We start from the raw sequence: 23,198 nt of genomic DNA on the forward strand, positions 1-23,198 counted from the left end.
GGTCGACCCCGGGTCGTACCATTCGGCGCTATGACGGCCGATGGTCCGACCCTCGGTCGGGCAACTCGGCGTCATCTCTGCCGATGGTCCGACCCTCGGATGGTCCGACCCTCGGTCGGGCAACTCGGCGTCGTACCCCCCTTCAACGCGTACGCCGTCAAAAAAAACTTCCCATCCTGACTCTGACCCTGCTCCCCGACTCCACCTCGCGACTGAGCCTGCCCGGAGAGGCGTTTTGTTTTGAAAAACGCCTTCCCCTCCCGCTCACACGCCCCTTCTCGGGCTCAGCACGCCTCCCATCCTGACTCCCACCTTACTCCGCAGCGCCACCTCTCCTGCTCTGCGACTCCCGAGGGTGGTGAGGGCGCAGACTCGCCATCGCGTGAGCATGAAAGGCATATTTCAAAGTGAAACACCCGTCGCATTCCCCCCCGAAGCCAGCTCGCGGCCAGGACCGACGTGTCAGCTGCACTGGCACCCGGGGTGACGCTCAAAAGCGATGTGTCAGCCGGCCTGGCACCCGGACTGACGCTTAATTCGACGTGTACGGTGCCCTGGCACCCGGGCGGGCGCTCAAAACCAACGTGTACGGTGCCCTGGCACCCGGACTGACGCTTAATTCGACGTGTACGGTGCCCTGGCACCCGGGCGGGCGCTCAAAACCAACGTGTACGGTGCCCTGGCACCCGGGTTGGCGCTCAAAACCAACGTGTACGGTGCCCTGGCACCCGGGTTGGCGCTCAATTCAACGTGTAAGATGCCCTGGCACCCGGGCGGGCGCTCAACTCGATGTGTACGGTGCCCTGGCACCCGGGCGGGCGCTCAATTCGACGTGTCAGCTGCCCTCGATGGTGTTCGACCCCGGGACGTACCATTCGGCGTCGTTTTAGCCCCTCACTCCTCATCCTCCCTCCGATCCTCAACCTCCACGCGCCCCTCGCCGATACGCCAGGTCGTCTGTGTGACGCGCCGACGAAAGCGCACGTCGTGACTCACCAGCAGAAGCGCCCCGGGGTAGGCGACCAGCGCCTCCTCCAGGCCTTCGATCGAGGGCAGGTCGAGATGGTTCGTCGGCTCATCGAGCATCAGCGCATAGACGCGCTGATGAAACGCCTGCGCCAGCATGATCTTGCGTGCCTCCCCGGGGCTGGGAGGCGCACCACCGAGCAGCTTCGAGGGATCGGTTCCCAGGGCCGCGACGATGTTCATGAGCTCGCCGAGCTCATCGGGATGCAGTGTTTTGAGCGCATCCATGCTGGCCGATATCCGAGCCTCGGTCAGCTCTTGAGGCAGGTAGAGCACCCGATCTTCGGGCACATGCAGGTGGCGCATCATCAGGCGTAGAAGCGTCGATTTGCCCGCGCCGTTGGGGCCGGTCAACGCGATCTTCTCGCGTCGTCCCAGCGCCAGACGAAGATCGCCGGCCAGCACCCGCTCGCCAGCCTTGAGCTCCTCGCCGGTGAGGCTCGCCAGCGGATCTTTGGGCGAAGGCTCAAAGTCCACGAGCAACGCGCGGCCCAACGCTTTGTGAATGGGAAGCTCCCTTAACGTTTCATCGGCCTTTGCGAGCTCGCGACTCACCACGCCGGCCTCCCGACTGGCCTTCGCAGACGCGTCGAGCGCGCGCTCCTTGCGCGCCATGCTGCGCGCGTCGTTATCACGCACCGAGGTCATGCGGCTTCTGGAGCTGAGCGAACGCTCGGTGGCCTGGCGGCGCTCGGCCGCCTCGATCGTCGCTCGCTGGAGACGATCGCGCACCGCTTCGGCTTTCTGGCGGGCCCGCACCTCCCCGGCAATCCGCAACGCTCTCATGTCAAAAGCAGCGCTGTAGGCCGCCGGATAGACCGTCAGCGCCACCTCGCCAGGCCCCGGTTCCAGCCACACCGTGGCGCGGCAGAGCGCGTCGAGAAGCTCGCGATCATGGCTGACCACCACCCCGATCCCCCGGTGCAGGCGCAACGCCTCCACCAGCCAGGCGCGCCCCTCGGCATCAAGGTGGTTGGTGGGCTCATCGAGGAGCAGCAGATCGGGCCGGGCCATCAGCGCCGCACCGATCTGCCAGCGCTTGCGCTCCCCGGGTGAGAGCGTCTCCCAGCGGGTCCATCCCTCGTAGTCCAGATCAAGGCGGCTTTTCAGGCGCATCGCCTCTTTATCCCAGCGCTGCGCCGCCCCATCGACCAGCGCTCCGGACACCTCCACGCGCTGCTCACAGCACACCACCGGCCCCTCAAACTCACGCACGATCCGACCCTCGGTCGGCTCCAGCGCACCGCCCAGAAGGCTCATGAATGTAGATTTCCCTGCGCCGTTCGGGCCCACAAGCCCGTGCCAGCCGGCCTCCAGATGCAGATCCAGGCCCCGAAAGAGCGTGTGGATCGCGCGGGAATACGAAAAAGTGACGCGCTCAAGGCGCACCGACACCTGCGTTGAAGTCATACGACCTCCTTTCAAGAGAATGGGCGCAGATCCCAAACACGAAGGACCTGCAAATCATCGCGCTCTTAAAAAGGGGGGTTACTTCACCAGCTGACTCGGGGTTTGGGGGAGGGAAGTCGGTGGCCAGCGCGACCTCACGATCGGCGGCGACACGACGGCTCAAAACTAGGCAGGCGTTTTTGGAAAATCAAGACTCCGAAGCGCGCGCCCTGCGCGATAAAATGATAAGATTCGCGCGAGTTTTATAAACCCATAGACATCATGCGCGTCTTCGCTCCTGATCCCTGCATCCTTTACGCGCCCATCACCTTTTTTATGTCCGCGACACACTCGCCCAAAAAAACCATGGGCATCAACAACTTACCCACGAAGGCACCTGACACTCTCTTTGAAAAACCTGATGAAAAAACCCCTGATTGAAACCTGTGGCACGGTGCTCGCTATGGGAACGTTCGAGCCGGGAGGCCGGGGCGTCGACGCTTAGAAAAGACGCCCGACCAGCCTCCTCACCATCTCTCGAACACAGCGGCGAGGTTTTGCCGCAAGGAAAACGCAGATGAAACACCACCTTCGAAAGCTGAACATCCCCAAACACTTCCATCCCAACCTGCTCAAGACCATCGGGACGATGATCGAGAGCGGGCAGACCACCCCGGATGAGGCCTACGACGAGCTTCGGGCGATCGTGGAGGCCCCTGAAGACTACCGCGGCGAGGCCTTCGCGGAGCTTGCCGACTACCTGCAAAAAGTCGCGAGCTGGGAGGAGCCCGAGACCCGCGCGCCCTGGGCGCAGTGGGGTCAGGATCTGGAGCCGCAGGCGGTCAAACAGATGGAGCAGGCCTCGCGCCTTCCCATCGCCTACCGCGGCGCGCTGATGGCCGACGCGCACCTGGGCTACGGCCTGCCGATTGGCGGGGTGCTGGCCACCGAGGGGGCGGTGATCCCGTACGCGGTCGGCGTGGACATCGCCTGCCGGGTGAAGTTGAGCGTGCTGGATGTCGATCTTCAGAGCTTTGAGGATCATCCCGAGCGTTTTGAGCGCGCGATTGAGCGGGAGACGGCCTTTGGCATCGGCGCGCATTTCAAGAAACCCCACGATCATCAGGTGATGGATGAAGACTGGGAGGTCTCCCCCATCACCTCGCGCGGCAAGTCCAAGGGCTGGAAGCAGCTCGGGAGCAGCGGCTCCGGCAACCACTTCATGGAGTTCGGGGTGCTGACGCTCACCGAGCCGGACCTGGGGCTTGAAGCCGGGCGTTACCTGGCGCTCTTAAGCCATAGCGGCAGCCGTGGGACGGGGGCGGCGGTAGCCAACCATTACTCGAAGCTGGCGATGGAGCTGCACCCGGAGCTTCCCTCGGAGCTGCGCCACCTGGCCTGGCTCGACCTCAAGAGTGAGCCCGGCCAGGAGTACTGGGCGGCGATGGAGCTGATGGGGCATTACGCCTCTGCGAACCACGCGGTGATTCATCGCCAGATCCTGCGTAACCTGGGCGCCGAGGCGCTCGCGCAGGTCGAGAACCACCATAACTACGCCTGGAAGGAGGTTCATGACGGGCGAGAGCTGATCGTGCATCGCAAAGGGGCGACGCCGGCGGGTAAGGGGGTGCTCGGGGTGATCCCGGGCTCGATGGCGGACCCCGGCTTTGTGGTTCGCGGCAAAGGAAACGCGCTCTCGTTGGAGAGCGCCGCCCACGGGGCCGGGCGCGTGATGTCGCGCACCCGCGCCAAAAAGACGATGGACTGGGCCCCGGTCAAAGAGCGCCTGGCGCGCCAGAAGGTTCGACTTCTCTCGGCCGGGCTCGACGAGGTGCCCGACGTTTATAAAAACATCGAAGAGGTCATGGACGCCCAGAATGACCTCGTGGAGATCGTGGCCCGCTTCGACCCTCGGATGGTCAAGATGGCGCCGGCCGGCGAACCGGCGGAGGATTGAGTATGACGACGATTCACACCCCTGACCCCATCCTCATCGATGGCAGCGCTGGCGAGGGGGGCGGCCAGATGCTGCGCAGCGCGCTGACGATGGCGATGCTCACCGGCCGTCCCTTCGCGATGGAGAAGATCCGCGCCGGCCGACGTCGAAGCGGCCTCTTGCGCCAGCACCTGACCTGCGTGCGGGCCGCCACAGCGATCTGCAACGCCGAGGTGGAGGGCGCGACCCTGGGCAGCCAATCCCTGCGTTTTACGCCGGGCGACCTCCAGGGTGGCGACTTCCGCTTTGAGGTGGGCTCGGCCGGCAGCGCCATGCTGGTCTTGCAAACGGTGCTCCTTCCCCTGGCCCTCGGGGGGCAGCCCGCCACGCTGAGCATCAGCGGGGGCACGCATAACCCGGCCGCGCCTCCCTTCGAGTTTATCGCCCGAACCTACCTGAAGGTGCTGCGCGAGGCCGGCCTCTCCATCGAGGCCGAGCTGCGCCGCCCGGGCTTTATGCCGGCCGGCGGCGGCGAGGTTTTTGTTCGGTTTTCGTCGACCCATGACCGACCCGGGGTCGTGCAAGACCCGCATACATACGAGGCGATCGCCCCCTCACCTGCCCTCAACCTGAGGGCGCGCGGCGCTCTTCTCGACGCCTCCCTTGAGGCGCTGATCGCCCATATCCCCACCTCCATCGCCGAGCGGGAGATCGCGACCTTTTTGAGCGCCGCGCCTCCCCTGCCCGACCCCACCCTCGGGTGGAGCAGCAAAGTGCTCCGACACGACGCAAGCCCCGGGCCGGGTAACGCACTTATCGCCACGTTGAACTTCGAGCACGTCAGCGAGGTGTTTTTTATACCGGGTCAAAAAGGCGTGAGCGCCGAGGCGGTCGCCGAGCGCCTGGCCGACGAGCTTCGCACCTACCTCGGGCACGACGCCCCGGTGGGCGAACACCTCACCGACCAGCTCCTCGTCGTGCTGGCGGCGCTGGGTCGCGGGCGCTTTCGCTGCGGGCCGCTGAGCTCGCACGCCCGCACCCAACTTGAGCTGCTGCCGCGTTTCACGGGCCGCGAGTTCGAGGTGAGCGCGCGCGGCGATGGCACCTTCGACCTTGGCCTGGAGTCGGAATGAGCGTCCGAAAACCCACCGTTGTGCTCGGCCTTCTGGGCTCCCAGCTCGATCGCGGCTTTGCGCCAATCCGCTGGGAGCGCTGGCGACCCTCGGTGGGGATCTGCCAGCAGGACGACCTGCTCATCGACCGTTTTGAGCTCCTCTGCCAGCCCGGCGATCGCAAGCTCGCCAGACAGGTCCGTGACGACATCGCGCAATGCTCGCCATCGACCGAGGTCGTGCTGCGTGAGCTTCCTCTCAACGATCCCTGGGATTTTGAAGAAGTGTTTGGCGCGCTCCACGACTTCAGCCGCGCCTACCCCTTTGAGGATGACGAAGACTACCTGCTGCACCTGACCACGGGCACCCACGTCGCCCAGATCTGCATGTTTCTCCTGGCCGAATCGCGCCACCTCCCCGCTCGTCTCTTACAGAGTTCGCCGCGTAAAAAGGGTCCGATGCGGGCCGCCGGGGGCTGGCGGCTCATCGACCTGGATCTCTCGCGCTACGACCGGCTGGCCGCCCGCTTTGCACGCGAGCAGCACGAGGCGACCACCCTGCTCAAAGGGGGCATCGCCACACGTAACGCGACGTTTAACGCGCTGATCGCAAACATCGAAATCGTCGCCCAGCGCTCCCGCGAGCCGATGCTGCTCACAGGCCCCACCGGCGCGGGCAAGACGCAGCTGGCGCGGCGCATCTACGATCTCAAAAAACAACGCCGCCAGATCCATGGCCCCTTTGTGCCCATCAACTGCGCCACATTACGTGGTGACGGCGCGATGAGCGCGCTCTTTGGTCACCGCCGCGGGGCGTTCACCGGCGCGGTAGCCGCCCGCCAGGGCTTGCTCAAGCGCGCCGACGGCGGGGTGGTCTTCCTCGACGAGATCGCCGAGCTGGGCACCGACGAGCAGGCCATGCTATTGCGCGCGCTGGAAACCGGCCGCTTTTTGCCGGTGGGCGCCGACGAGGAGATCGAGAGCGACTTTGTGCTCATCGCCGGCACCAACGCCGATCTTCTCCGTGAGGTGCAGCGCGGAGGCTTTCGCGCCGACCTCCTCGCCCGCCTCAACCTCTGGAGCTTCGAGCTGCCGGGGCTGGCCGCGCGCCGTGAAGACATCGAGCCCAACCTCGACTACGAGCTCGAAGCCTTTGCCGAACGCCATGGCGAGCGCGTGCGCATCAACCTGGAGGCACGCCGGCGCTACCTCGACTTCGCACACCGCGACGAGGCCACCTGGACGGCAAATTTTCGCGACTTAAACGCCTCGGTGATCCGCATGGCCACCCTGGCCCACGCCGGGGTGATCGATGAGGTGGTGGTGACCGACGAGATCGAGAGATTGCGCGTGCGCTGGGGCCTGGCACCCGCGAGCGCCCTCGCCGAACAGGCACGTCCGGGGGTCGGACATACCACGCTCAGCGCGAGCGCCCTCGCCGAACAGGCACGTCCGGGGGTCGGACAGACCTCGCTCAGCGCGAGCGCCCTCGCCGAACAGGCACGTCCGGGGGTCGGACACACCACGGTTGAGAAGGTCGGTCGGAGCGCGGCGATGGGAGGAGTTAACGATGTGCTCTCGGAGCTGGGAGTGGGCGACATCGACGACTTCGACGCCGCGCAACTTCGGCATGTCATCACGATCTGTCGCCGATGCGCATCGCTCTCGGAGGCCGGTCGCGAGCTCTTTGCCCACTCCCGAACCCTTCGCAAATCGCGAAACGACGCCGACCGCCTGCGCAAATACCTCCAGAAGTTCGGGCTCGACTTCGATGCTATCACCCGATGATGCACAACCCCCGGTAGGTGCATCGCGGCGAGCTCGCTGACGCTCCCACGCCCCCCCGGATCGTGTCCTGAGCTATGGTTGTTGAAGATTCGCGTGCACATCCCCAAAATCTCCCGCATCAACGCGCATATGAATGCCCGATCACCCGCATAAAAACTGGACCTTGTCCGTCCCCGGGTCGGTCATCAAGCCCGGGTCAGTCATCGAGCCCGAGCCCGCAGCCGCATAAAAAAGCCCCGCACCTCTTTTACAAGGTGCGGGGCGTCTGCGCTCATGAGCGCAGGTCGTATCAGGCCGGCTTAGCAGCCCTTCTCAGCGCGGCGCCGACGCCAACCCAGCGCACCCAGCGCCGCCAGAACCCACGCAAGGCTTGAGGGCGTCGAACCCGTCGAGGAGCAGCCCTCGCCAGAAAGCGACTCCCAGCTTCCCGGGAAGCTATGAGGATCGTTGGGGTCGGTTCCCTGCTCGACCTCCTCACCATCCTCATAGCCATCGTCATCGGTGTCAGAATTCTCCGGGTCGGTGCCCAGCTCGTCTTCTTCGTCGTTGGTCAGACCATCGCCGTCGATGTCCTCGTCGCAGGCGTCGCCGATGCCGTCGCCGTCGAGGTCGGCCTGATCGGCGTTGGCGATAAGCGGGCAGTTGTCGTCGTCGTTATCGACCTCATCGCCATCGAGGTCACCGTCGCACACATCGCCCACGCCATCGTCGTCGAGGTCGGCCTGGTCGGCGTTGGCGATGAGCGGGCAGTTGTCGAAGGCATCGTCCTCGCCGTCGCCATCCTTATCGTCGGAGCAGGCGTCGCCCTCGCCGTCATCATCGGTGTCGAGCTGATCGGCGTTGGCCACCAGGCGGCAGTTATCATCGCCGTCGTCGACGCCGTCGCCGTCGCTATCTGGCGAGCGGAAGTCGGGCGTGCCGTCGTTATCGCTATCGATCGCGGGCGTGGCCAGGTCGCTGTCGCCGGCTTCTTCGCTGTCGGGGATGCCGTCGCCGTCGCTGTCGTCATCAAGCGCGTCGATCACCTCATCCTCATCGGTGTCGATGGGGTTCGCCAGATCGTCTCCCACCTCCTCGCCATCGGAGATGCCGTCGTCGTCGCTGTCGGGAGTCGTCGGATCAAGCCCCACCGAGAGCTCCCAGGTGTCGGGGAGGCCATCCTCATCGTTATCCAGGAAGGTGGAGATCAGCGTGATGGTGCGCTCATCTCTGAGATAGCCATCGTTCACCCAGATCACCGCCTCGTGACTTCCAGCCGCCTCCCAGGTCGGCGACCACATCAGCTCGCCAGTCATCGCATAGAGCTGCGCCCCCGCGGGAAGAGCCCCGGCGCTGTAGGTCAGCAACTCGCCGTCCACATCGTCGGCCAGAAACTGAATCTCCAGCAGCTCGCCCTCGCCAACCTCAAACACCGTGCCGTCTTCGGGGGTGGGGTCCACAAAGAAGGGCGCGTCGTTGACCGGCGTCACCGTGATCGTCACCGTCAGCGGCAATGTGTGTTTCACCCCGTCCGTCGCCCGGTAGGTGAACGAATCAGTGCCGTTGAAGTTCGCGTCGGGCGAGTAGCTGAACGAACCATCGGTGTTCCACACGAGCTGACCGTGGGTCGGTTCGCTCAAGAGCTGCGCGATCTTCGTTCTGTTGCCTTCATACACGTCATTGCCCAACACCCCGGGCGCGACCACGTCGAGCGACGAATCCTCAAGGGTGCTGTAGGCATCGGGCTGAGCGTCAAAAGCATCGCGCGCAGCACAGACGCCGTCGCCGTCGCTGTCATCGCATAAAAAGGTCTGAACATTCTCGATAAACGCGTTGGCACCGCTCCGGCGAAACCAGTCCACGTCCATCAGTACGACCGCGCGCCCCTTACCCCTCACCATATCCGAGGCGGTCCAGGCCGCTCCTACCGGAGTGTTTCCGGCGCTCCGAAGAAAGATGTTTTCCTCAGGAACCTGAGATATGCCTCCGGGCATACCCGGTCCCAGTGTCGTGAGGGTGTTTGGAGTCGTCGTAAGCCCTCCGGGCGCTACCGCGCTGAAAACATAGGGGGCATCGATAGTCCCCTGATTGCCCAGCTGAACACCATCGGCAGTAAGGGCGTTGATGACCGCCTCAACCGAGTCGTTGTTCGCCCCACAGCAGCCATCATGATCCCCGCTCAGGTAGAGTCCGCCGCCCCCCTCCACAAAGGCCCGAAGCGCAGAATGCTTGGAGGCTGGCAATTCATCGAACGCGTAGAACGACCAGATCGAGTCGTACCCATCGAGAGTTGCCGGCAGCGTGGCCACGCTTCTCACCGTATGACCCTGAGCCCTCAACTCGACCTCGACAGACGTACGGGACCCACTAGCGTCCCCAAAGACCAACACCTGATCCGCCGACGCGACCGCGGGCACCACCATCGACGCCGTCATCCCGAGGGCTGCCAGCCCATAGAGACCTCGTTTTACCATCTCAAACCTCATGCAGATGACGAAGCCGATGCTCCGTCTTTCACCCATTCGTGTCACATCGTTTCCATATTCGTCTCGAACCGGCCCCCCTTGTAAAGAGTTATTAAGCACATCTCAATAACGTATTGGGCATTCTCCGAGCGCCCCGGGACGAAGCCAGTGTTCACTATGTAAGCTGCCCCCCTCCGCGTGCGTCTTTTTGTTACTACGCCGGCAGGTGCTGACGTCGACACATGCTCTCAACGCAGCAGACACGGCAGCACCGCGAGCTCAGGGCGCCATCGACGATCGAAGATCGCCCTGATTCCCCCCCGACATATGTCGACGATTCAGACGCGCACAGGAGCCTTGATGAAACTCCACACCACCATGCCTTCTCCCCTTCGCCCCTTCTTCAACCACGAGCTCGCCAGCGCCACCCTCGCTCTGGCCGAAGAGCGCTTCGCCGAGAGTTGGCGCCACCTGGAACGCGCGCATATCCTGGGGCAGGCCTTCCCCCTGGAGCACTCAAAAGCTCACTGGCGCATGCTGCGCTTCGGGCTCCACATCAAGTCCTGGCGCGAAGTTCTGGGCCAGATCCCTCGCCTCCTCATCGGCGGCGTTAAATCCTTCGTGGGCACCATCCCCACCGGCAACACCGGCGGTGCCAACGTCTCCGCGCTGCGCCCGATGCCCATCCCCGACGATCTTAAAACACTGCTCAACGAGCATGCCGGCAACTGAGGGTTTTGCCCGACCCCGGATCGCATATCGTCACGACCCGGGGTCGGATCGTCGCCAATCCTCATGCCGAAGACGGTGCCGACGGTGCCGAAGGGTTCGATTCCAGGTCGGTCACCCTCTCGCCACCCGCCCCTTTGACCTGCGTTAGCTCCAGTCGCCCTCGATCGTGCCGTCGAAGCGCTTTTTAAGCCCCTTCCAGCAGTCGATATAATCCTTCTGCATCGTCTTGAGACCGGCCGCGTAGTCGGTCAGATGCTGGGGCAGACGCGTCTCCAGCATAAAGGCCATCGTCCCCTCGAGCTTCTGAGCTTTGAGCTCGGCGCGGGAGGCTTTCTCAAAGGCGTCGGTATCCGGCCCATGCGGCAGCATCATGTTGTGCAGGCTCATGCCCCCGGGCAAAAAGCCCTCTTCCTTGGCGTCGTACTGCCCGTAAATCAGCCCCATAAACTCCGACATGATGTTGCGGTGGTACCAGGGCGGCCGGAAGGTGTCTTCGCCGACCAGCCAGCGATCCGAGAAGATCACAAAATCGATATTCGCCGTGCCTGCCTCCCCCGAGGGGCTCGTGAGCACGGTGAAGATCGAGGGATCGGGGTGGTCAAAGAGGATCGCGCCGATCGGCGAATAGTCGCGAAGATCGTATTTGTAGGGGGCGTAGTTGCCATGCCAGGCCACCACATCAAGCGGGCTATGGCCGATCGCCGTCACATAATGACGCCCGCACCATTTGATATGGATCGTTGAGGGGCGCTCCACATCCTCAAAATAAGCGACCGGGTATTTAAAATCGCGGGCGTTGGCCATGCAGTTCGCGCCAATCGGGCCACGCTCCGGAAGCGTGAATTTGCCACCGTAATTCTCGCAGAGGTAGCCGCGCACCGGCCCGTCGACGAGCTCAAAGCGAAAGGCCATGCCGCGCGGAATCACCGCCAGTTCACCGGGCTCGACCTCCAGCACGCCCAGCTCGCTCACCAGGCGAATGGAGCCCTCCTGGGGCAAGAACATCAGCTCGCCATCGGCGTTGATCACATAGTCATCCTCCGAGCTCCGGTTGACCAGGTAGAGGTGTGCCGACATGCCCGTCTGACCCACCACGTCGCCGGCGGTCGAGATGGTGCGCACGCCGTCAACAAAGCCGGTGGGCTCCTCGGGAATCGCCACCGGATCCCAGCGCCGCTGCCCGATCGGCAGTCCCCCTCCCGCAGTCGTCGGCGCGCTCAGCCAGTGCGCAACCTCCACCGGCTCATACTCGCCCATATGCCGCACCGAGGGGCGAATGCGATAGAGCCAGCTGCGCTCGTTGGCGCTGCGCGGCGCGGTAAATGGCGAGCCGGAGAGCTGCTCGGCATACAACCCGTAGGGCGCGCGCTGCGGCGAGTTGCGCCCTCGGGGCAACGCCCCCTCGAGCGCTTCGGTTTCAAAGTCGTTGCCAAACCCGGTCATGTACTCAAGCGTCATAGCGTCTCTCCGGCCAGTGTCTGCAAACCACGTCTGAATCAATGGGCACGATGCGTTTCACCCATTTGGGATAACGCGCCGGCCGCACAGTGGCAACGCTGCGAACGTCGCACCGACAATTTGCCGCAGCGTCTCCGGCGAAGATGTCCAACCCACGGTCATGCATCACTCGCATAAACACGCGACCTTACGCGCCCCCCGCTCATCCCTCCCCCATCATCGCAGCTGGCAAACGCACGACCCCCGGTCGCGCTTTTGCCTCATCGTCACACTTCCGTCCCCACCTCCTCGCCCCGCTCTCATCCCTCCTTATAACGCCGTGAGGCCATGGTGACGCCTTTGGATGCGAGATTGAGAGCGTCTTGAGCAAGGCGCAAACCGCAGGCGATGCTTCAGCATCTTCGAGGATTTGTAACGCAGCTCAGGGGGCTCTCCATGCAGCAGACATGGCGTCAACGTTGGCTCACGGCGTAGTAACGCCCATCGCCGCCCGCGTGTTGGTAGGTGCCCCCACGTGCGCATCTTTCAAACGACACTCACCCCGCTTCGCCCCCCGACGGACTCTGCCATGAGCGAAAAACGCTACCTCGAAACCTACCTCCAGGATCACTACGCCGCGGCCACCGCCGGTGTAAGCCTGGCCAGGCGTATCGCCTCCCAGAACACCGCCAACCCCGTCGGCCATACGGTCGGCGAGTTGGCCGATGAGCTCGAGGACGAAGCCACGGTGCTGCGCAACATTTTGCGCACCCTCGACGTCTCTCCCTCCCTCGTCAAAGGCGCCAGCGCCCGCGTCGCCGAAAAGCTCGGCCGGCTCAAACTCAACAATGAAGTGGTGCGCTACTCCCCCTTAAGTCGCGTCCTGGAGCTTGAGGGGCTTCAGGGCGGTATTCGCGCCAAACAATGCCTCTGGCGCACCCTCCTCCTGGCCTGCGACCACCACCCCGAACTGCAAACATTTCCCCTCACCGAGCTCCGCGACCGGGCCGATCACCAGCTGGAGCGCCTCCAGGCTCTTCACCACGACGCGGTCATCGTCATGATTCGCCACGACCGCACCCACCCCCACGACGAGAATCGCCCCTCCTCTTCTCCCTGACCTCACCCGAGGTCGTCGAAAGATGGCCCGTCCGGGAGTTGCACATCAGCCAGATTCTACGCAGATAAATTGCGCTCGATGGCCCCCCCTCTCCCTCCCTGGCGATCAGTAGACCGGCACCTCGCTCTTATCGTACTCCGGGGCGGGCTCCGGCTCCGGCTCAGATTGCGGCTTCACCGGCGAATTCGCCTGTACCGGCGGTGCCTCACTGGGCTCCAACCCCTTCGCCTCCGACGCTCCGCCAAAGCGGTAGTTCAGACCCACGCTCCACTGAAGGACCGGGATCACCACATCTCCCCCGAAAAACAATGAGGCTCCTCCCTCATGTAACGTCAGCGGCAGCACGATCAGCTCCATCTGCGCGCCCAATCCCGAGATGATGGTCCCCTCCATCCCCACAAACCCGCCGACAAAGGTGCCTTCATACCCAAAGCGCGTCTCTCTGCTGTTCTCCAGATACTGCCAGCCGCTGAGCACGTTGGCCTGCACCCCGACGTAAAGTGGCATCTTCCCCCGAACCGCCGTGGAGATCCGCGGCGTCACCACAAGCCCCGCAGCGTAGTCCTCGAAGTCGACGGCGTGGCTGTCGACCACAATGATTCCCTCGGTCTGCAGACTCAGCGTCAACCAGCGCGTCGGATAATAACGCGCCGACGCGCCCACATGCGTCGTCGCGAACGCAAACCCGCCCTGAACCCCCAGGTCCGCCCGCGCTCCCACCCCGACTTTGCCGTAGCCCGAGATTCGCGGAACCGTCTCATTCCCCGGCAGGTCGATGCCGCCGCCGACCACCACCTCATGATGGTCAAGCTGACGCGCGGTCTCCCGGCTCGTCAGCGAGCACCCCGCCCCAACGCCCAGGGCCAGAACCAACACACAAAGTCTCGAACGCCACCTCGCCATCATCATCTCCCGCCCTCTCAGGTATCAGCTCCATCGATCACCATGGTGTTCTGCGCCCCCGACGCCAGACGTCATCTGTCGGGATCCGCTCCGGCCCCACCCGCGTTTAATAGATCGGCACCCCGCCCTTATCGTACTCCGGAGCGGGCTCCGGCTCCGGCAGGGTTTTCGATGCCGGCTCAGACTGCGGGTTCGCCGGCGCACCCGTCTGCACCGGCGGCTCCTCGCTGGGCTCCAGATACATCACCGCCTCCGGCTCTCCACCAAAGCGGTAGTTCAAGCCCACGCTCCACTGAAAGAGCGCCGGAAGCCCGCCCCCCTCCGAGAAGATCACGTTGACCCCGTCATCACCCACGGTCACCGGCATCAAAATAAGCTCGGTCTGCAGGTTCAGGCCCGGCGAGATTTCCGTTTCGATGCCCGCAAACCCGCCGATGGTGGCGCCCTGAAAGGTGTAGGCCGTATCGCTGCCATTCTCCGTGTGCTCCCAGCCCGTGAGCACGTTGGACTGAATGCCCCCGTAGAGAAAATCATCGCCGTTGACCGCCGTCGAAATCCGCGGCGTGAACACCAGCAGCGTCCGAGTATTATCCAGCGGACCGCTGGAGCCACTTAAGTCGTTGACCACGAAGATCGCATCGCTCTGCAGGCTCATCGTCAGCCAGTTGGTCGGATAGATTCGCGCGGTCGCCCCCAGGTTGGCCGTCGCAAAAGCAAACGAGCCCTGCAAGCCCAGGTCGGCCTTCTCCCCCACCCCCACCTTGCCGTAGGCCGAGACGCGCGGGATGTACAAAATCCCCGGCCAGTCCAGGCCCCCGCCCACCACCGCCTCGCCACTCTCAAGCTGGCGCGCGGTTTCCATCGTTGTAAAGGAGCACCCCGCCCCCAGACTCAACGCCAGCGCCAGCGCGCCAACCTTCACACCCACCTTCGTCACCATCATCCCAGAATCTCCTGATATCGCCGGCCGCACACGCCATACTGTGCTCTGGCCAGGCTCACTCGGCGCAAAACGCGCCTCGGTTCATTCACTCTCAACTCAACACACCAACCTGCTCCGACGCCGCAAGCAGACGCTGATACCGGTACATGCACCATCGCGCGTGACATACCGAACACGGCGTAAAACGCAGACGCTGCTTTCGCGTCGTCGAGGCCCATCCGCGCTGCTCTCGATGCAGCAGACGCGGCATTATCGGTAGCCCACGGCGTCATAACACAGCTACGTGTTCCGACCGCAATACTTCATACACAGCAGAGAAGCCGCCACCTCCACGATCGCATCTCACCCGCATAAACACGGGTCGATGCTCAACCCACGGTCCTACATCACCGGCATTATCACAGCGCGATGCTAGTACAGCGGAACCCCCTCCTCGCCATACTTCGGCACACCATCCTCCCCGGACACGTCGTCCTCGCCAGACTCGTTCTCGCCAGACTCGTTCTCGCCAGACTCGCCCTCGCCAGGCACCGCCTCACTGGGCCGGAGCGGCGGCTGCGCATCGCCGCCCCCGAAACGGTAGTTCACCCCCACACTCCCCTGAAACCCGATGCCCTCCTCCATGAACTCAAAGACGTCGATCTGCTCGTAATACATGTTGATCAGGAGCGGACGCAGCATCATCTCCGCCTGCAAACTCCAGCCTTTGGAAAGGCGTCGCTCCGCCCCCACAAAGCCCCCAAAGCCCACCCCCCACAGCCGCAGCGTCGACGTCTCCGTCTCCGAATTGTAGAAGCGCGCGCTGAGCAACGTCCCCTCCACCCCCACATACGCGCCGCCCCGCTTACGCACCGCCGACGAGATACGCGAGGTCACCACGAATCGATCCGCCACCGGATCCGGCCGCTCGCTCGTGTCCCGGCTTCGCCACACATCGCGCCGTCCCTCCACCTGAACCCCCAGCATCCACCCCTCTCCGGGGTAGGCCCGCGCGCTCAACCCCAGGTTGGCCGTCACAAAATCATAGCCGCCCAACACCCCCAGATCGCCCTTCTCGGCCACCCCCACCACCCCGTAGGCCGCCAGCCGGGGCCAGTACTCCTGCCCCGGCCAATCCCCCGCCCCACCCAGCGCCACCTCCCCCGCCTCCAGTTGCCGCGCGCTCATCAACGTCGTCGTGGGTGTACACCCCGCGCTTGAGAGCAGGACCAGGAATAGTGCCAACACCGTCCAACGTACCCGAATTGAAATCACAGCGACTCGCCAGAATGAGGGAAGGGAACCGGGCCCTTCGACATGACATCGTACAGACTTATGTGCGTGCCCGAGCTCTACCACAGGCCCGAGGGCCGGGGCTAAGACATCCGTCCCCCCCTTTAAAAACGCGTTTTATGGGAGGTGAGGGCGGGCGAACTCGGGCTCGAGCTCGTACTGGTAGCTCGGGCTCGGGCTCGGGCTCGTGCTCGGGCTCGTAGCTCGAACTCGACCTCGTACTCGACCTCGTGCTCGACCTCGTACTCGACCTCGTACTCGACCTCGAACTCGACCTCGTGCTCGACCTCGACCTCGACCTCATGCTCGATCTCGATCAGGTCCTCGACCTCGTACACCACCGGCCGATCACACGAATCGCCCCACATCGCAAACCCCGGCGCCCCTCAACCACACAACCACACAACCACAACCCGCACACCCCCCAACGCCCTCACAAATCGACCTCCCCCGCAAACCCCGGCGCCCCTCAACCACACAACCACAACGCTTATGGCAACTCCCCCAAATGCCCCCCAACCCGAGCGCATCCAGGGCGACGCCTGGCAAGGAGCCAGGAGGAGCGAGTAGCAGCGCTACCGCGACGACGCAGCGACACCGCCAGCGTCGTCCTGGGGCGCTCGGCACCTGGCAAGGAGCCAGGAGGAGCGAGTAGCAGCGCTACCGCGACGACGCAGCGACACCGCCAGCGTCGTCCTGGGGCGCTCGGCACCTACACTCCGAAAAATGCCCGCAACCTCTTCACCGCCACCCCCCGGTGGCTGATCGCGCCTTTTTCCTCAAGCGTCAGCTCGGCCATCGTGCGGCCCAGCGCCGGGACGTAGAAGTGCGGGTCGTAGCCAAAGCCGCCCTCCCCGCGCGCCTCACAGACGATCTGCCCTTCGACCCGGCCGCGAAACCACACCACCGCCCACTCCCCCACCCGCACGAGCTCCCCCTCATTGCGGGGCGCGCCCATCGGGACCTCATCGAGGGTCAGGCCACAGCGCGCCAGCAGCGTGCGGCCGACCACGTCGGCGCCGAGCACCAGACAGAGAACCGTCTCAAAACGCGCCGCCGGTCCGGCCTCCCCCGCCCACGTCGACGCATCCAGCTTCGCGATGGCCTCGGTAAGTTTCTGGTTATTGCTCGCATCCGTGGCCCCCTCCCCGCTGTAGCGCGCGCTATAAACCCCGGGCGCCCCACCCAGCGCTGCGACCACAAGCCCGCTATCATCGGCCAGAGATGCACGACCGGTATCGCGCGCCGTCCACAACGCCTTCTTGATGGCGTTGCCCTCAAAGGTGTCGGCGTCCTCCACCACCTCTTCGAGCGTGTGCGGAAAACTTTTACGGTCAAAGACCTCCCAGCGCGCATCAAGCAGCTCGCCAAGGCTTTTTGACAGCTCGCGGCGTTTTCCAGCGTTGCCCGTCGCGATCACAAACGCGCCCTCGGGCACCGTCGAGGTTGAAAGCTCTTCCATCTGGACCTACACCTTGTCTCGTACCATCATCTCGACGCCGCGCGCCGCGTTCTTTGCTTCGTGCCGCGCAACTTCTGCGCCAGAGCACGCTCCCGTGGGCCGCGCTCTATCAGGCTTTGGGCCCGGCTACAACGCCCTTTGACAGAGTTTTTATACCCCTTACTCCCCCGAGGTTCACCCATGATCAGCGTTGGATTTGTCGGCTCCACCGGCGTCGGAGACGTCGCTCGCCATCTGCTCGCCATGGGCGCCTGCGACATCAAGGTCTGGCACCCAGGAGAAGTCTGCGAAGAGGACGAGCTCCCCGGAGAACGCGTCGAACTCGAAGACCTGGCCGAGGTCACCCTGATCATCTTCGCCGCCCCCATGGCCCGCTGCCGCCAGATCGCCCGCCAGATCGGCGACGTCATCAGCGGTCGCCACGTCATCGTGCACACCCTGCGCGCGCTGGAGCCGGGCACGCTGAAGAGCGTCTCCACCATCCTCCAGGAGGAGACCCCCACCCAGCGCATCGGCTACCTGGGCGGCCCGATGCTGCGCACCGACATCGAAGCCGGGCACCCCGCCTCCGCCGTCTGCGCCTCCCTCTTCCCCGAGGTCCACGACCTGGTGGAAGACGCCCTGATGTCGGGGAGTTTTCGCGTCTACCGCTCCCAGGACATCGTCGGCGCCGAGATCTGCGGGGCCTACGCCCGCGCCATCGCCCTGCTCAGCGGCCTGGCTGACGCCCTCTCCTTAGGCTCCAGCCTCCAGGCCACCCTCTTTGCCCGGGGACTCGCCGAGATGTCGCGCTTTGTCGTCTTTCGCCAGGGCTTTGAGCGCACCACCTTCGGCCTGGCCGGCGCAGGCTCCCTCTACGCCGACACCCACCTCCAGGGCTCGGTCGACTTCCAGATCGGCCGCCACCTGGGAGCCCACCCCGACACCTCCGCCGACGCGCTGGTCGAGCGTTTTGGCCCCTCCGCCCGCGAGTCCCTGCAGCTCGTCGACACCCTCCACAAAAGCGCCGAGCGCGCCGACCTCGACCTGCACCTCCTGCAGGGCGCCCACGCCCTGATCCAGGGCGAACTCCAGCCCGACCAGGTCGTTCAACGCCTGATGACCCTGCCCGCCCTCTACGAATAACTTCAATCAGGCCCGACCGGTGCAGCTCTCGCCGACCCGCCAGATCCACAACCTCTGCCCTGAACAAAAAACAAAAAAACGCGCCGCTTCTCGCGGCGCGTTTTTTCGTTCAGACGTTCATGCGTCCAGGGCACTCCGGGCCCTCGATCTGGAACGCGCGCGTTAAGGAGCCGCGCTCTCTTCACCGCTGAAATAATCGCGGGCGTGGCGGATCACATCCACATAACTCACGATCCCCAACAGAGCCCCGGTGATCGGGTCGACCACCGGCACCGCCCCGATCTTCTGGTCGATCATCAGCTCGATCACATCGTTGACGTCCGTCTCCGGATGCACCGAAATCACATCGCCCTGCATCACCGAGCTCACCGACTGATCAAAGCGCGGATCGCTCAGCCGCATCACCTCCAGATCGGAGCCATCGGGCACCATCAGCCCCTGCAAATCCCGATCGCTGATCATCCCCACCAGCTCGTTATTCTCCACGATCGGCAGGTGGCGCACGTCGAGCTCGATAAGCTTACGAATCACCTCCCGCAAGGGGTCGGTCACCTCAGCACGCTCCGGATTTCCGGTCATCAACTCACTGGCTTCGATCATAACGGGCTCCTTCTCTCAGCGGGAAGTACATCATCAGGTCGAGGGGTTGGCTCCAGCACGACTTTCGACGCGCTCAGTTCACCTCAAAGCTAAGGCGCTCGCCAGCCGGTCAAGCCCCCCCCGCTACCCACACGTGAGCGCCGGGGTCTGCGGGGTCGGGAAGTTTGTGTGAGCGTTGGCGGGTTCGCTCTGGGGTTGGGTGGTTGGGTGGTTGGGTGGTTGTGAAGCGCCGGGGTCTGCGGGGTCGGGAAGTTTGTGTGGGCGTTGGCGGGTTCGCTTTGGGGTTGGGTGGTTGGGTGGTTGGGTGGTTGTGAAGCGCCGGGGTTCGCGATGTGGGGCGATTCGTGTGAGCGGCCGGTGGTGTACGAGTTCGAGCACGAGTACGAGGTCGAGCACGAACCCCTTGGCCCAACCGCCCCTACCGCCTATCATCCGCCCGCCACAGGCCCTCCTCCCCAACCTCCCCCAAACCCCGGGAATACCTCATGGGTTACGTCCCCCACCCCACCGAAATCGAATACAAATCGGCCGCCCGCGCCCTGCGCATCGTCTTCAGCGACGACCACGAGGCCGTCTACCCCACCCGCTACCTGCGCGGCTTCTGCCCCTGCGCCCGCTGCCAGGGCCACACCAGCGGCCCCCACCGCTTCATCGAGCATCAGCCCTCCCAGGCCGAGGTCGTCGACGTACGCCAGGTGGGCAACTACGCCATCAACATCGTGTTTGCCGACGGGCACGACACCGGCATCTACGCCTTCCAGCGCCTGCGCGAGCTTTGCCCCTGCCCGGCCTGCATGCCGAAGGGGTTAAGCGACGAGTATCGCTGAGGGGAGCGGGTAGCTCGATCTCGGGCTCGGGCTCGGGCGCGCACCCCCCAACGCCCTCACGAATCGACCCACATCGCGAACCACCGGCGCCCACTCGTAGATGAGCGTGCCGAAGGCTCCCGAACCCTCATCTCGCTCATGGATGAGCGCATCGAAGGTTTGTGAACCTTCATTTTCCTCCTCGATGATCAAAAAAAGGGTTTGCGAACCCCGGTGCTGCTCATGGATGAGCGCATCGAAGGTTTGCGAACCCTTTTTTTGATCATCTATGAAGCGCCCGGGGGTTCTAGAACGCCCGGGCGCTTCATCGAATGGCGATTTGGGTGTTTTAGAACACTTTCGCCATCATAAATCTTGAAAGCCTGTTCAGCATCAGGCGTTTGCCGGCTCACTCACGTCGCCGACGGGAGCCTGGGCGTTCTCGTCGGTGACGACGACGTCGACGCCCGTGTCGAGGTCGACGTCGGGGAGGGTATTCTGGCCGCGGTTTCGGCGGTAGAACGCCGCGGCGCGGTCGTTTTGCAGGGCGAAGGGCCCCAGAATCAGCGAGCGATTCTTGCGGTCCTCTTCGCTGGTGGTGGGGTAGGCGCCGTTGACGCGGTGGATCAGCTCCACGCTTTTGGACGAGATATCGGCCGCCAGCTGCTGGAGCTCCTCGGTGGTCGGAGCGGCCTCGCTTTTGATGGCCTGGCTCATCGCTTCGGCAAAGGCCTTAAAGTCCGCCTGCAGCACGTCAAAGGACGCGCTCAGGCCGCAGGCCTCGATATCCTGCGCATAGCTGGCCTCCAGGTCGTTGAGAATGGAGCGCAAAATCGCCTCCTGGTCCTCGCGGGCGGTGTTGGTCACGGCGAACACCTCCACGTTGAGCGGCCCATCGAGCAGCTTCTGGGCGGCCTTAGCGCGGACCGAGTCTTTGCCGTGGTCCTCGACCTCCATGCGGGCGCGGCTCACGAAATTGGAAAAACTCTTGTCGAGCTTGTTGTCGCTCAACGCCAGCTCGGGGGCCGCCCTTTCGCGACGCGCGGTCTGCCAGGCGCGGTGGCGCTCGGCGTAATGCTCCGTCATGGCGATCAGCCCCTCATTGCACGCCCCGATCTCCGGCGGCGCCGCCGGCTCCACCTTCCCAATCCCCTCCCGGGCGCGGCGAGCGGCCCAGCCCAGGCGCGAGGGCGGAAGAGCGTAGGAGTTGAAGAATTCACTCTGAGACACAATGCGCATTGCGATACCTCCCCTTGAGGGTAGCGCAACCTCACCAGCGCGCATGACCGCCATGCTCGCCGCTGACTGCAGGTTGGGTGTAATGCCAGCGAGGGTAGCAAAGAGGGAGGGAGGGGAGAAGGGTGGCTATCTGGTCGTTTCCTGAAAGCTGATCAAGGGTTGCGTTATGTTGTGCTTTCTCGGACTCTCTCCAAATCCTGTTTCATGTCACCGAAATTCGCGCCCCGGGCCCGCTTTATGATGAATTTAAGAATGAGTGTTCGATGTCGTGTACTTCTACTGACGGCGTCGCTGGCTATCGCCGGATGCAGCGAACCGGCCGGCGACAATGTAGTGAGCGACACCGGCGTCGAGGGTGATGCCAGCGTCGATGCGGGCGATAGCGGAACGGGCGATAGCGGGACCGACGCCGATACGGGCGATAGTGGAACCGACGCCGATTCGGGTGATAACGGCGGTGGGAACGACTCGATTTTACCCTGTGCTGAGACGACCTGCCTTCATTACTCCTTAGGCGGCGATCAGGGGCTTGAAGAACTCTACTACGTCGACCTCGCTAATCCGGGGCAGGCGATTCGCATCGACGACGCCTCAAAAACCGAGCCCATTATGGAGAGGACGAATGCGTTTACCTCCGACGCGACCGCCATGGTCTACGCCCGTGAGGAGGGCGAGTCGAATGTCCTGTATCGCGTGGATCTCGACACTCTGCAAAACGAGCGCGTCATCGACGCAAACTTCCCTGGCGGGCAAATCTTTACGACGGAAGGAAGCGAACGCCTGCGGATCTCAGTGCGCCGAACGAGAACGAGCTCGACCCCCAATAGCTTTCTGCCTGTGTCTCCGGTCTCCTATGAACCCTTAGCCCCTGATATGGAGGGAATAGGCTACAGCGACGGCACCATCGTCACAGCCGACGGGCAGACCTCGGTCGTTGAGGTTTATGAAGACGGCGTTAAGAGCTTGTACAAGAGGGCTTTTGATGGTTCGACAGCGCTAGAGCAGCTCACCCTTGATGGCGAACTGTACCGATGGAGTCTCGACCGTCAGGGCCGACGCATCGCGTTGATCGTTGAAAAGAACGGTGTGCGCACGCTGGAAGTCGGCTCCCTCGACACCTGGACCGAGCGCGAGACGCTCACCTTCGACTCCGGTATCGGTGGACTCGAGAGTTTCGTATGGGGTCCCGGTGGCGATGATCTCGTCTTCATCACCTACGAGCCAGCCACGTCCACTGCATATATAAACTGGAGGGATATTGAGACTGACGAGGTCATCGCTCATAACTTTTCACTCGGCCAAGGCTCCGCGGGTTGTTTTTCCCAGTTTTCCAACGCGCTGCACGGACTGGGTACGATCACAATGCATGAACCGCACCATCGCGATGTGCTCCTCTGCTACAAGAGCCTGACGATTTATGATCGAGAGACCTATTTGATTCACCGCGACAACCCGACGACCGGCCACAAGATCGCCGATCAAATCGCAGGCCGATATTATGGCGAGCCGGATGGGTTTGTGGCTCTCCAGTCGGACTCTATCTATTTCACAGGCAACCATCCGAGTACGGATCAGAAGGCAATTTTTCGCACCGATCTAGAGACTCCCGCTATGGCGGAAGTCGCCCTAACGCTGCCCGGATCTGAGCTTCTTTTGGATTCCGCGGTCTCGCCGAACGGCGAATGGTTGACGATGACCACGACCACAGGCTCCGGCGCCGACCGCGTTACGGACCTTTATGTCGTCCGCTTCGACGCGCTGGACTCCCCTATCGCGCTGGTGACCGACTACCGTGGCGAGATATCCATGAAGTTTGTCGAAGTCTTCTGATTTTCGATTCCCGAATCTCGTTGTTTTTACATGAG

18 protein-coding genes are annotated in these 23,198 nt (G+C 63.7%); 8 read left to right on the plus strand and 10 right to left on the minus strand.

Going from position 1 to position 23,198, the window contains the following annotated elements:
- Positions 1–894: 894 nt before the first annotated feature.
- On the minus strand, positions 895–2,436 hold the full coding sequence (locus EA187_RS08630) for an ATP-binding cassette domain-containing protein (protein ID WP_127779986.1): 1,542 nt from the start codon (positions 2,434–2,436) through the stop codon (positions 895–897).
- Between the two features lie 556 nt (positions 2,437–2,992).
- On the opposite strand from EA187_RS08630, the gene EA187_RS08635 reads away from it, so the two are divergent.
- Genes EA187_RS08635 through rtcR form a run of 3 tightly spaced genes read left to right on the plus strand, consistent with a single transcriptional unit; the run spans position 2,993 to position 7,250 of the window.
- Positions 2,993–4,372 carry an RtcB family protein gene (locus tag EA187_RS08635; protein ID WP_127779987.1) on the plus strand — a complete coding sequence of 460 codons (1,380 nt, stop codon included), beginning with the start codon at positions 2,993–2,995 and terminating at the stop codon, positions 4,370–4,372.
- A gap of 2 nt (positions 4,373–4,374) precedes the next feature.
- Complete coding sequence (gene rtcA, locus EA187_RS08640) at positions 4,375–5,484, plus strand: RNA 3'-terminal phosphate cyclase (RefSeq protein ID WP_127779988.1); 1,110 nt, start codon at positions 4,375–4,377, stop codon at positions 5,482–5,484.
- Positions 5,481–7,250, plus strand: a complete 1,770-nt coding sequence (gene rtcR, locus EA187_RS08645; RefSeq protein ID WP_206524226.1) for an RNA repair transcriptional activator RtcR — start codon at positions 5,481–5,483, stop codon at positions 7,248–7,250. Before rtcA ends, rtcR begins: the two co-directional genes overlap by 4 nt.
- A 299-nt stretch (positions 7,251–7,549) precedes the next feature.
- Here rtcR and EA187_RS20610 read toward each other — a convergent pair whose 3' ends face one another.
- Positions 7,550–9,703 (minus strand): Ig-like domain-containing protein, encoded by a 2,154-nt coding sequence (locus tag EA187_RS20610; protein ID WP_206524227.1) that lies wholly within the window; start codon positions 9,701–9,703, stop codon positions 7,550–7,552.
- Between the two features lie 351 nt (positions 9,704–10,054).
- Between EA187_RS20610 and EA187_RS08655 the strand changes: the two genes are divergently transcribed.
- Positions 10,055–10,426 carry a DUF3703 domain-containing protein gene (locus tag EA187_RS08655; protein ID WP_115606063.1) on the plus strand — a complete coding sequence of 124 codons (372 nt, stop codon included), beginning with the start codon at positions 10,055–10,057 and terminating at the stop codon, positions 10,424–10,426.
- Between the two features lie 144 nt (positions 10,427–10,570).
- Here the strand turns inward: EA187_RS08655 and hmgA are convergent, their stop codons facing one another.
- On the minus strand, positions 10,571–11,884 hold the full coding sequence (gene hmgA, locus EA187_RS08660; protein ID WP_127779989.1) for a homogentisate 1,2-dioxygenase: 1,314 nt from the start codon (positions 11,882–11,884) through the stop codon (positions 10,571–10,573).
- A 568-nt stretch (positions 11,885–12,452) separates the two neighbouring features.
- Here hmgA and EA187_RS08665 point away from each other — a divergent pair.
- Positions 12,453–12,983 (plus strand): hypothetical protein, encoded by a 531-nt coding sequence (locus EA187_RS08665; protein ID WP_115606059.1) that lies wholly within the window; start codon positions 12,453–12,455, stop codon positions 12,981–12,983.
- A 105-nt stretch (positions 12,984–13,088) separates the two neighbouring features.
- Here the strand turns inward: EA187_RS08665 and EA187_RS08670 are convergent, their stop codons facing one another.
- The 5 genes from EA187_RS08670 to EA187_RS08690 all read right to left on the minus strand — a co-directional run bounded on the left by EA187_RS08670 (position 13,089) and on the right by EA187_RS08690 (position 17,563).
- Positions 13,089–13,859: a hypothetical protein gene (locus EA187_RS08670; RefSeq protein ID WP_127779990.1), complete on the minus strand. Its 771-nt coding sequence runs from the start codon at positions 13,857–13,859 to the stop codon at positions 13,089–13,091.
- A 133-nt stretch (positions 13,860–13,992) separates the two neighbouring features.
- The gene (locus EA187_RS08675) at positions 13,993–14,829 is read right to left on the minus strand and encodes a hypothetical protein (RefSeq protein ID WP_115606055.1); all 837 of its coding nucleotides are present in this window, start codon (positions 14,827–14,829) and stop codon (positions 13,993–13,995) included.
- A gap of 411 nt (positions 14,830–15,240) precedes the next feature.
- Positions 15,241–15,996, minus strand: coding sequence for a hypothetical protein (locus EA187_RS08680; RefSeq protein WP_164856132.1), 756 nt, complete (start codon positions 15,994–15,996; stop codon positions 15,241–15,243).
- A gap of 209 nt (positions 15,997–16,205) precedes the next feature.
- The gene (locus tag EA187_RS08685) at positions 16,206–16,469 is read right to left on the minus strand and encodes a hypothetical protein (protein ID WP_164856133.1); all 264 of its coding nucleotides are present in this window, start codon (positions 16,467–16,469) and stop codon (positions 16,206–16,208) included.
- Between the two features lie 344 nt (positions 16,470–16,813).
- Positions 16,814–17,563: a non-canonical purine NTP pyrophosphatase gene (locus EA187_RS08690; RefSeq protein ID WP_127779992.1), complete on the minus strand. Its 750-nt coding sequence runs from the start codon at positions 17,561–17,563 to the stop codon at positions 16,814–16,816.
- Positions 17,564–17,743: 180 nt separating this feature from the next.
- Between EA187_RS08690 and EA187_RS08695 the strand changes: the two genes are divergently transcribed.
- Complete coding sequence (locus tag EA187_RS08695) at positions 17,744–18,688, plus strand: hypothetical protein (RefSeq protein ID WP_127779993.1); 945 nt, start codon at positions 17,744–17,746, stop codon at positions 18,686–18,688.
- A 162-nt stretch (positions 18,689–18,850) separates the two neighbouring features.
- On the opposite strand, the gene EA187_RS08700 is transcribed toward EA187_RS08695, so the two are convergent.
- Positions 18,851–19,288 carry a CBS domain-containing protein gene (locus EA187_RS08700; RefSeq protein WP_127779994.1) on the minus strand — a complete coding sequence of 146 codons (438 nt, stop codon included), beginning with the start codon at positions 19,286–19,288 and terminating at the stop codon, positions 18,851–18,853.
- Between the two features lie 485 nt (positions 19,289–19,773).
- Here EA187_RS08700 and EA187_RS08705 point away from each other — a divergent pair, with 485 nt between their 5' ends.
- On the plus strand, positions 19,774–20,115 hold the full coding sequence (locus EA187_RS08705; protein ID WP_115606045.1) for a gamma-butyrobetaine hydroxylase family protein: 342 nt from the start codon (positions 19,774–19,776) through the stop codon (positions 20,113–20,115).
- A 372-nt stretch (positions 20,116–20,487) separates the two neighbouring features.
- Here EA187_RS08705 and EA187_RS08710 read toward each other — a convergent pair whose 3' ends face one another.
- Complete coding sequence (locus EA187_RS08710; RefSeq protein ID WP_127779995.1) at positions 20,488–21,333, minus strand: DUF6261 family protein; 846 nt, start codon at positions 21,331–21,333, stop codon at positions 20,488–20,490.
- Positions 21,334–21,585: 252 nt separating this feature from the next.
- Between EA187_RS08710 and EA187_RS08715 the strand changes: the two genes are divergently transcribed.
- Positions 21,586–23,163 carry a hypothetical protein gene (locus EA187_RS08715; RefSeq protein WP_127779996.1) on the plus strand — a complete coding sequence of 526 codons (1,578 nt, stop codon included), beginning with the start codon at positions 21,586–21,588 and terminating at the stop codon, positions 23,161–23,163.
- Positions 23,164–23,198: the final 35 nt, after the last annotated feature.

The sequence above is a fragment of the Lujinxingia sediminis genome, from assembly GCF_004005565.1.
Classification (GTDB): Bacteria; Myxococcota_A; Bradymonadia; order Bradymonadales; family Bradymonadaceae; genus Lujinxingia; species Lujinxingia sediminis.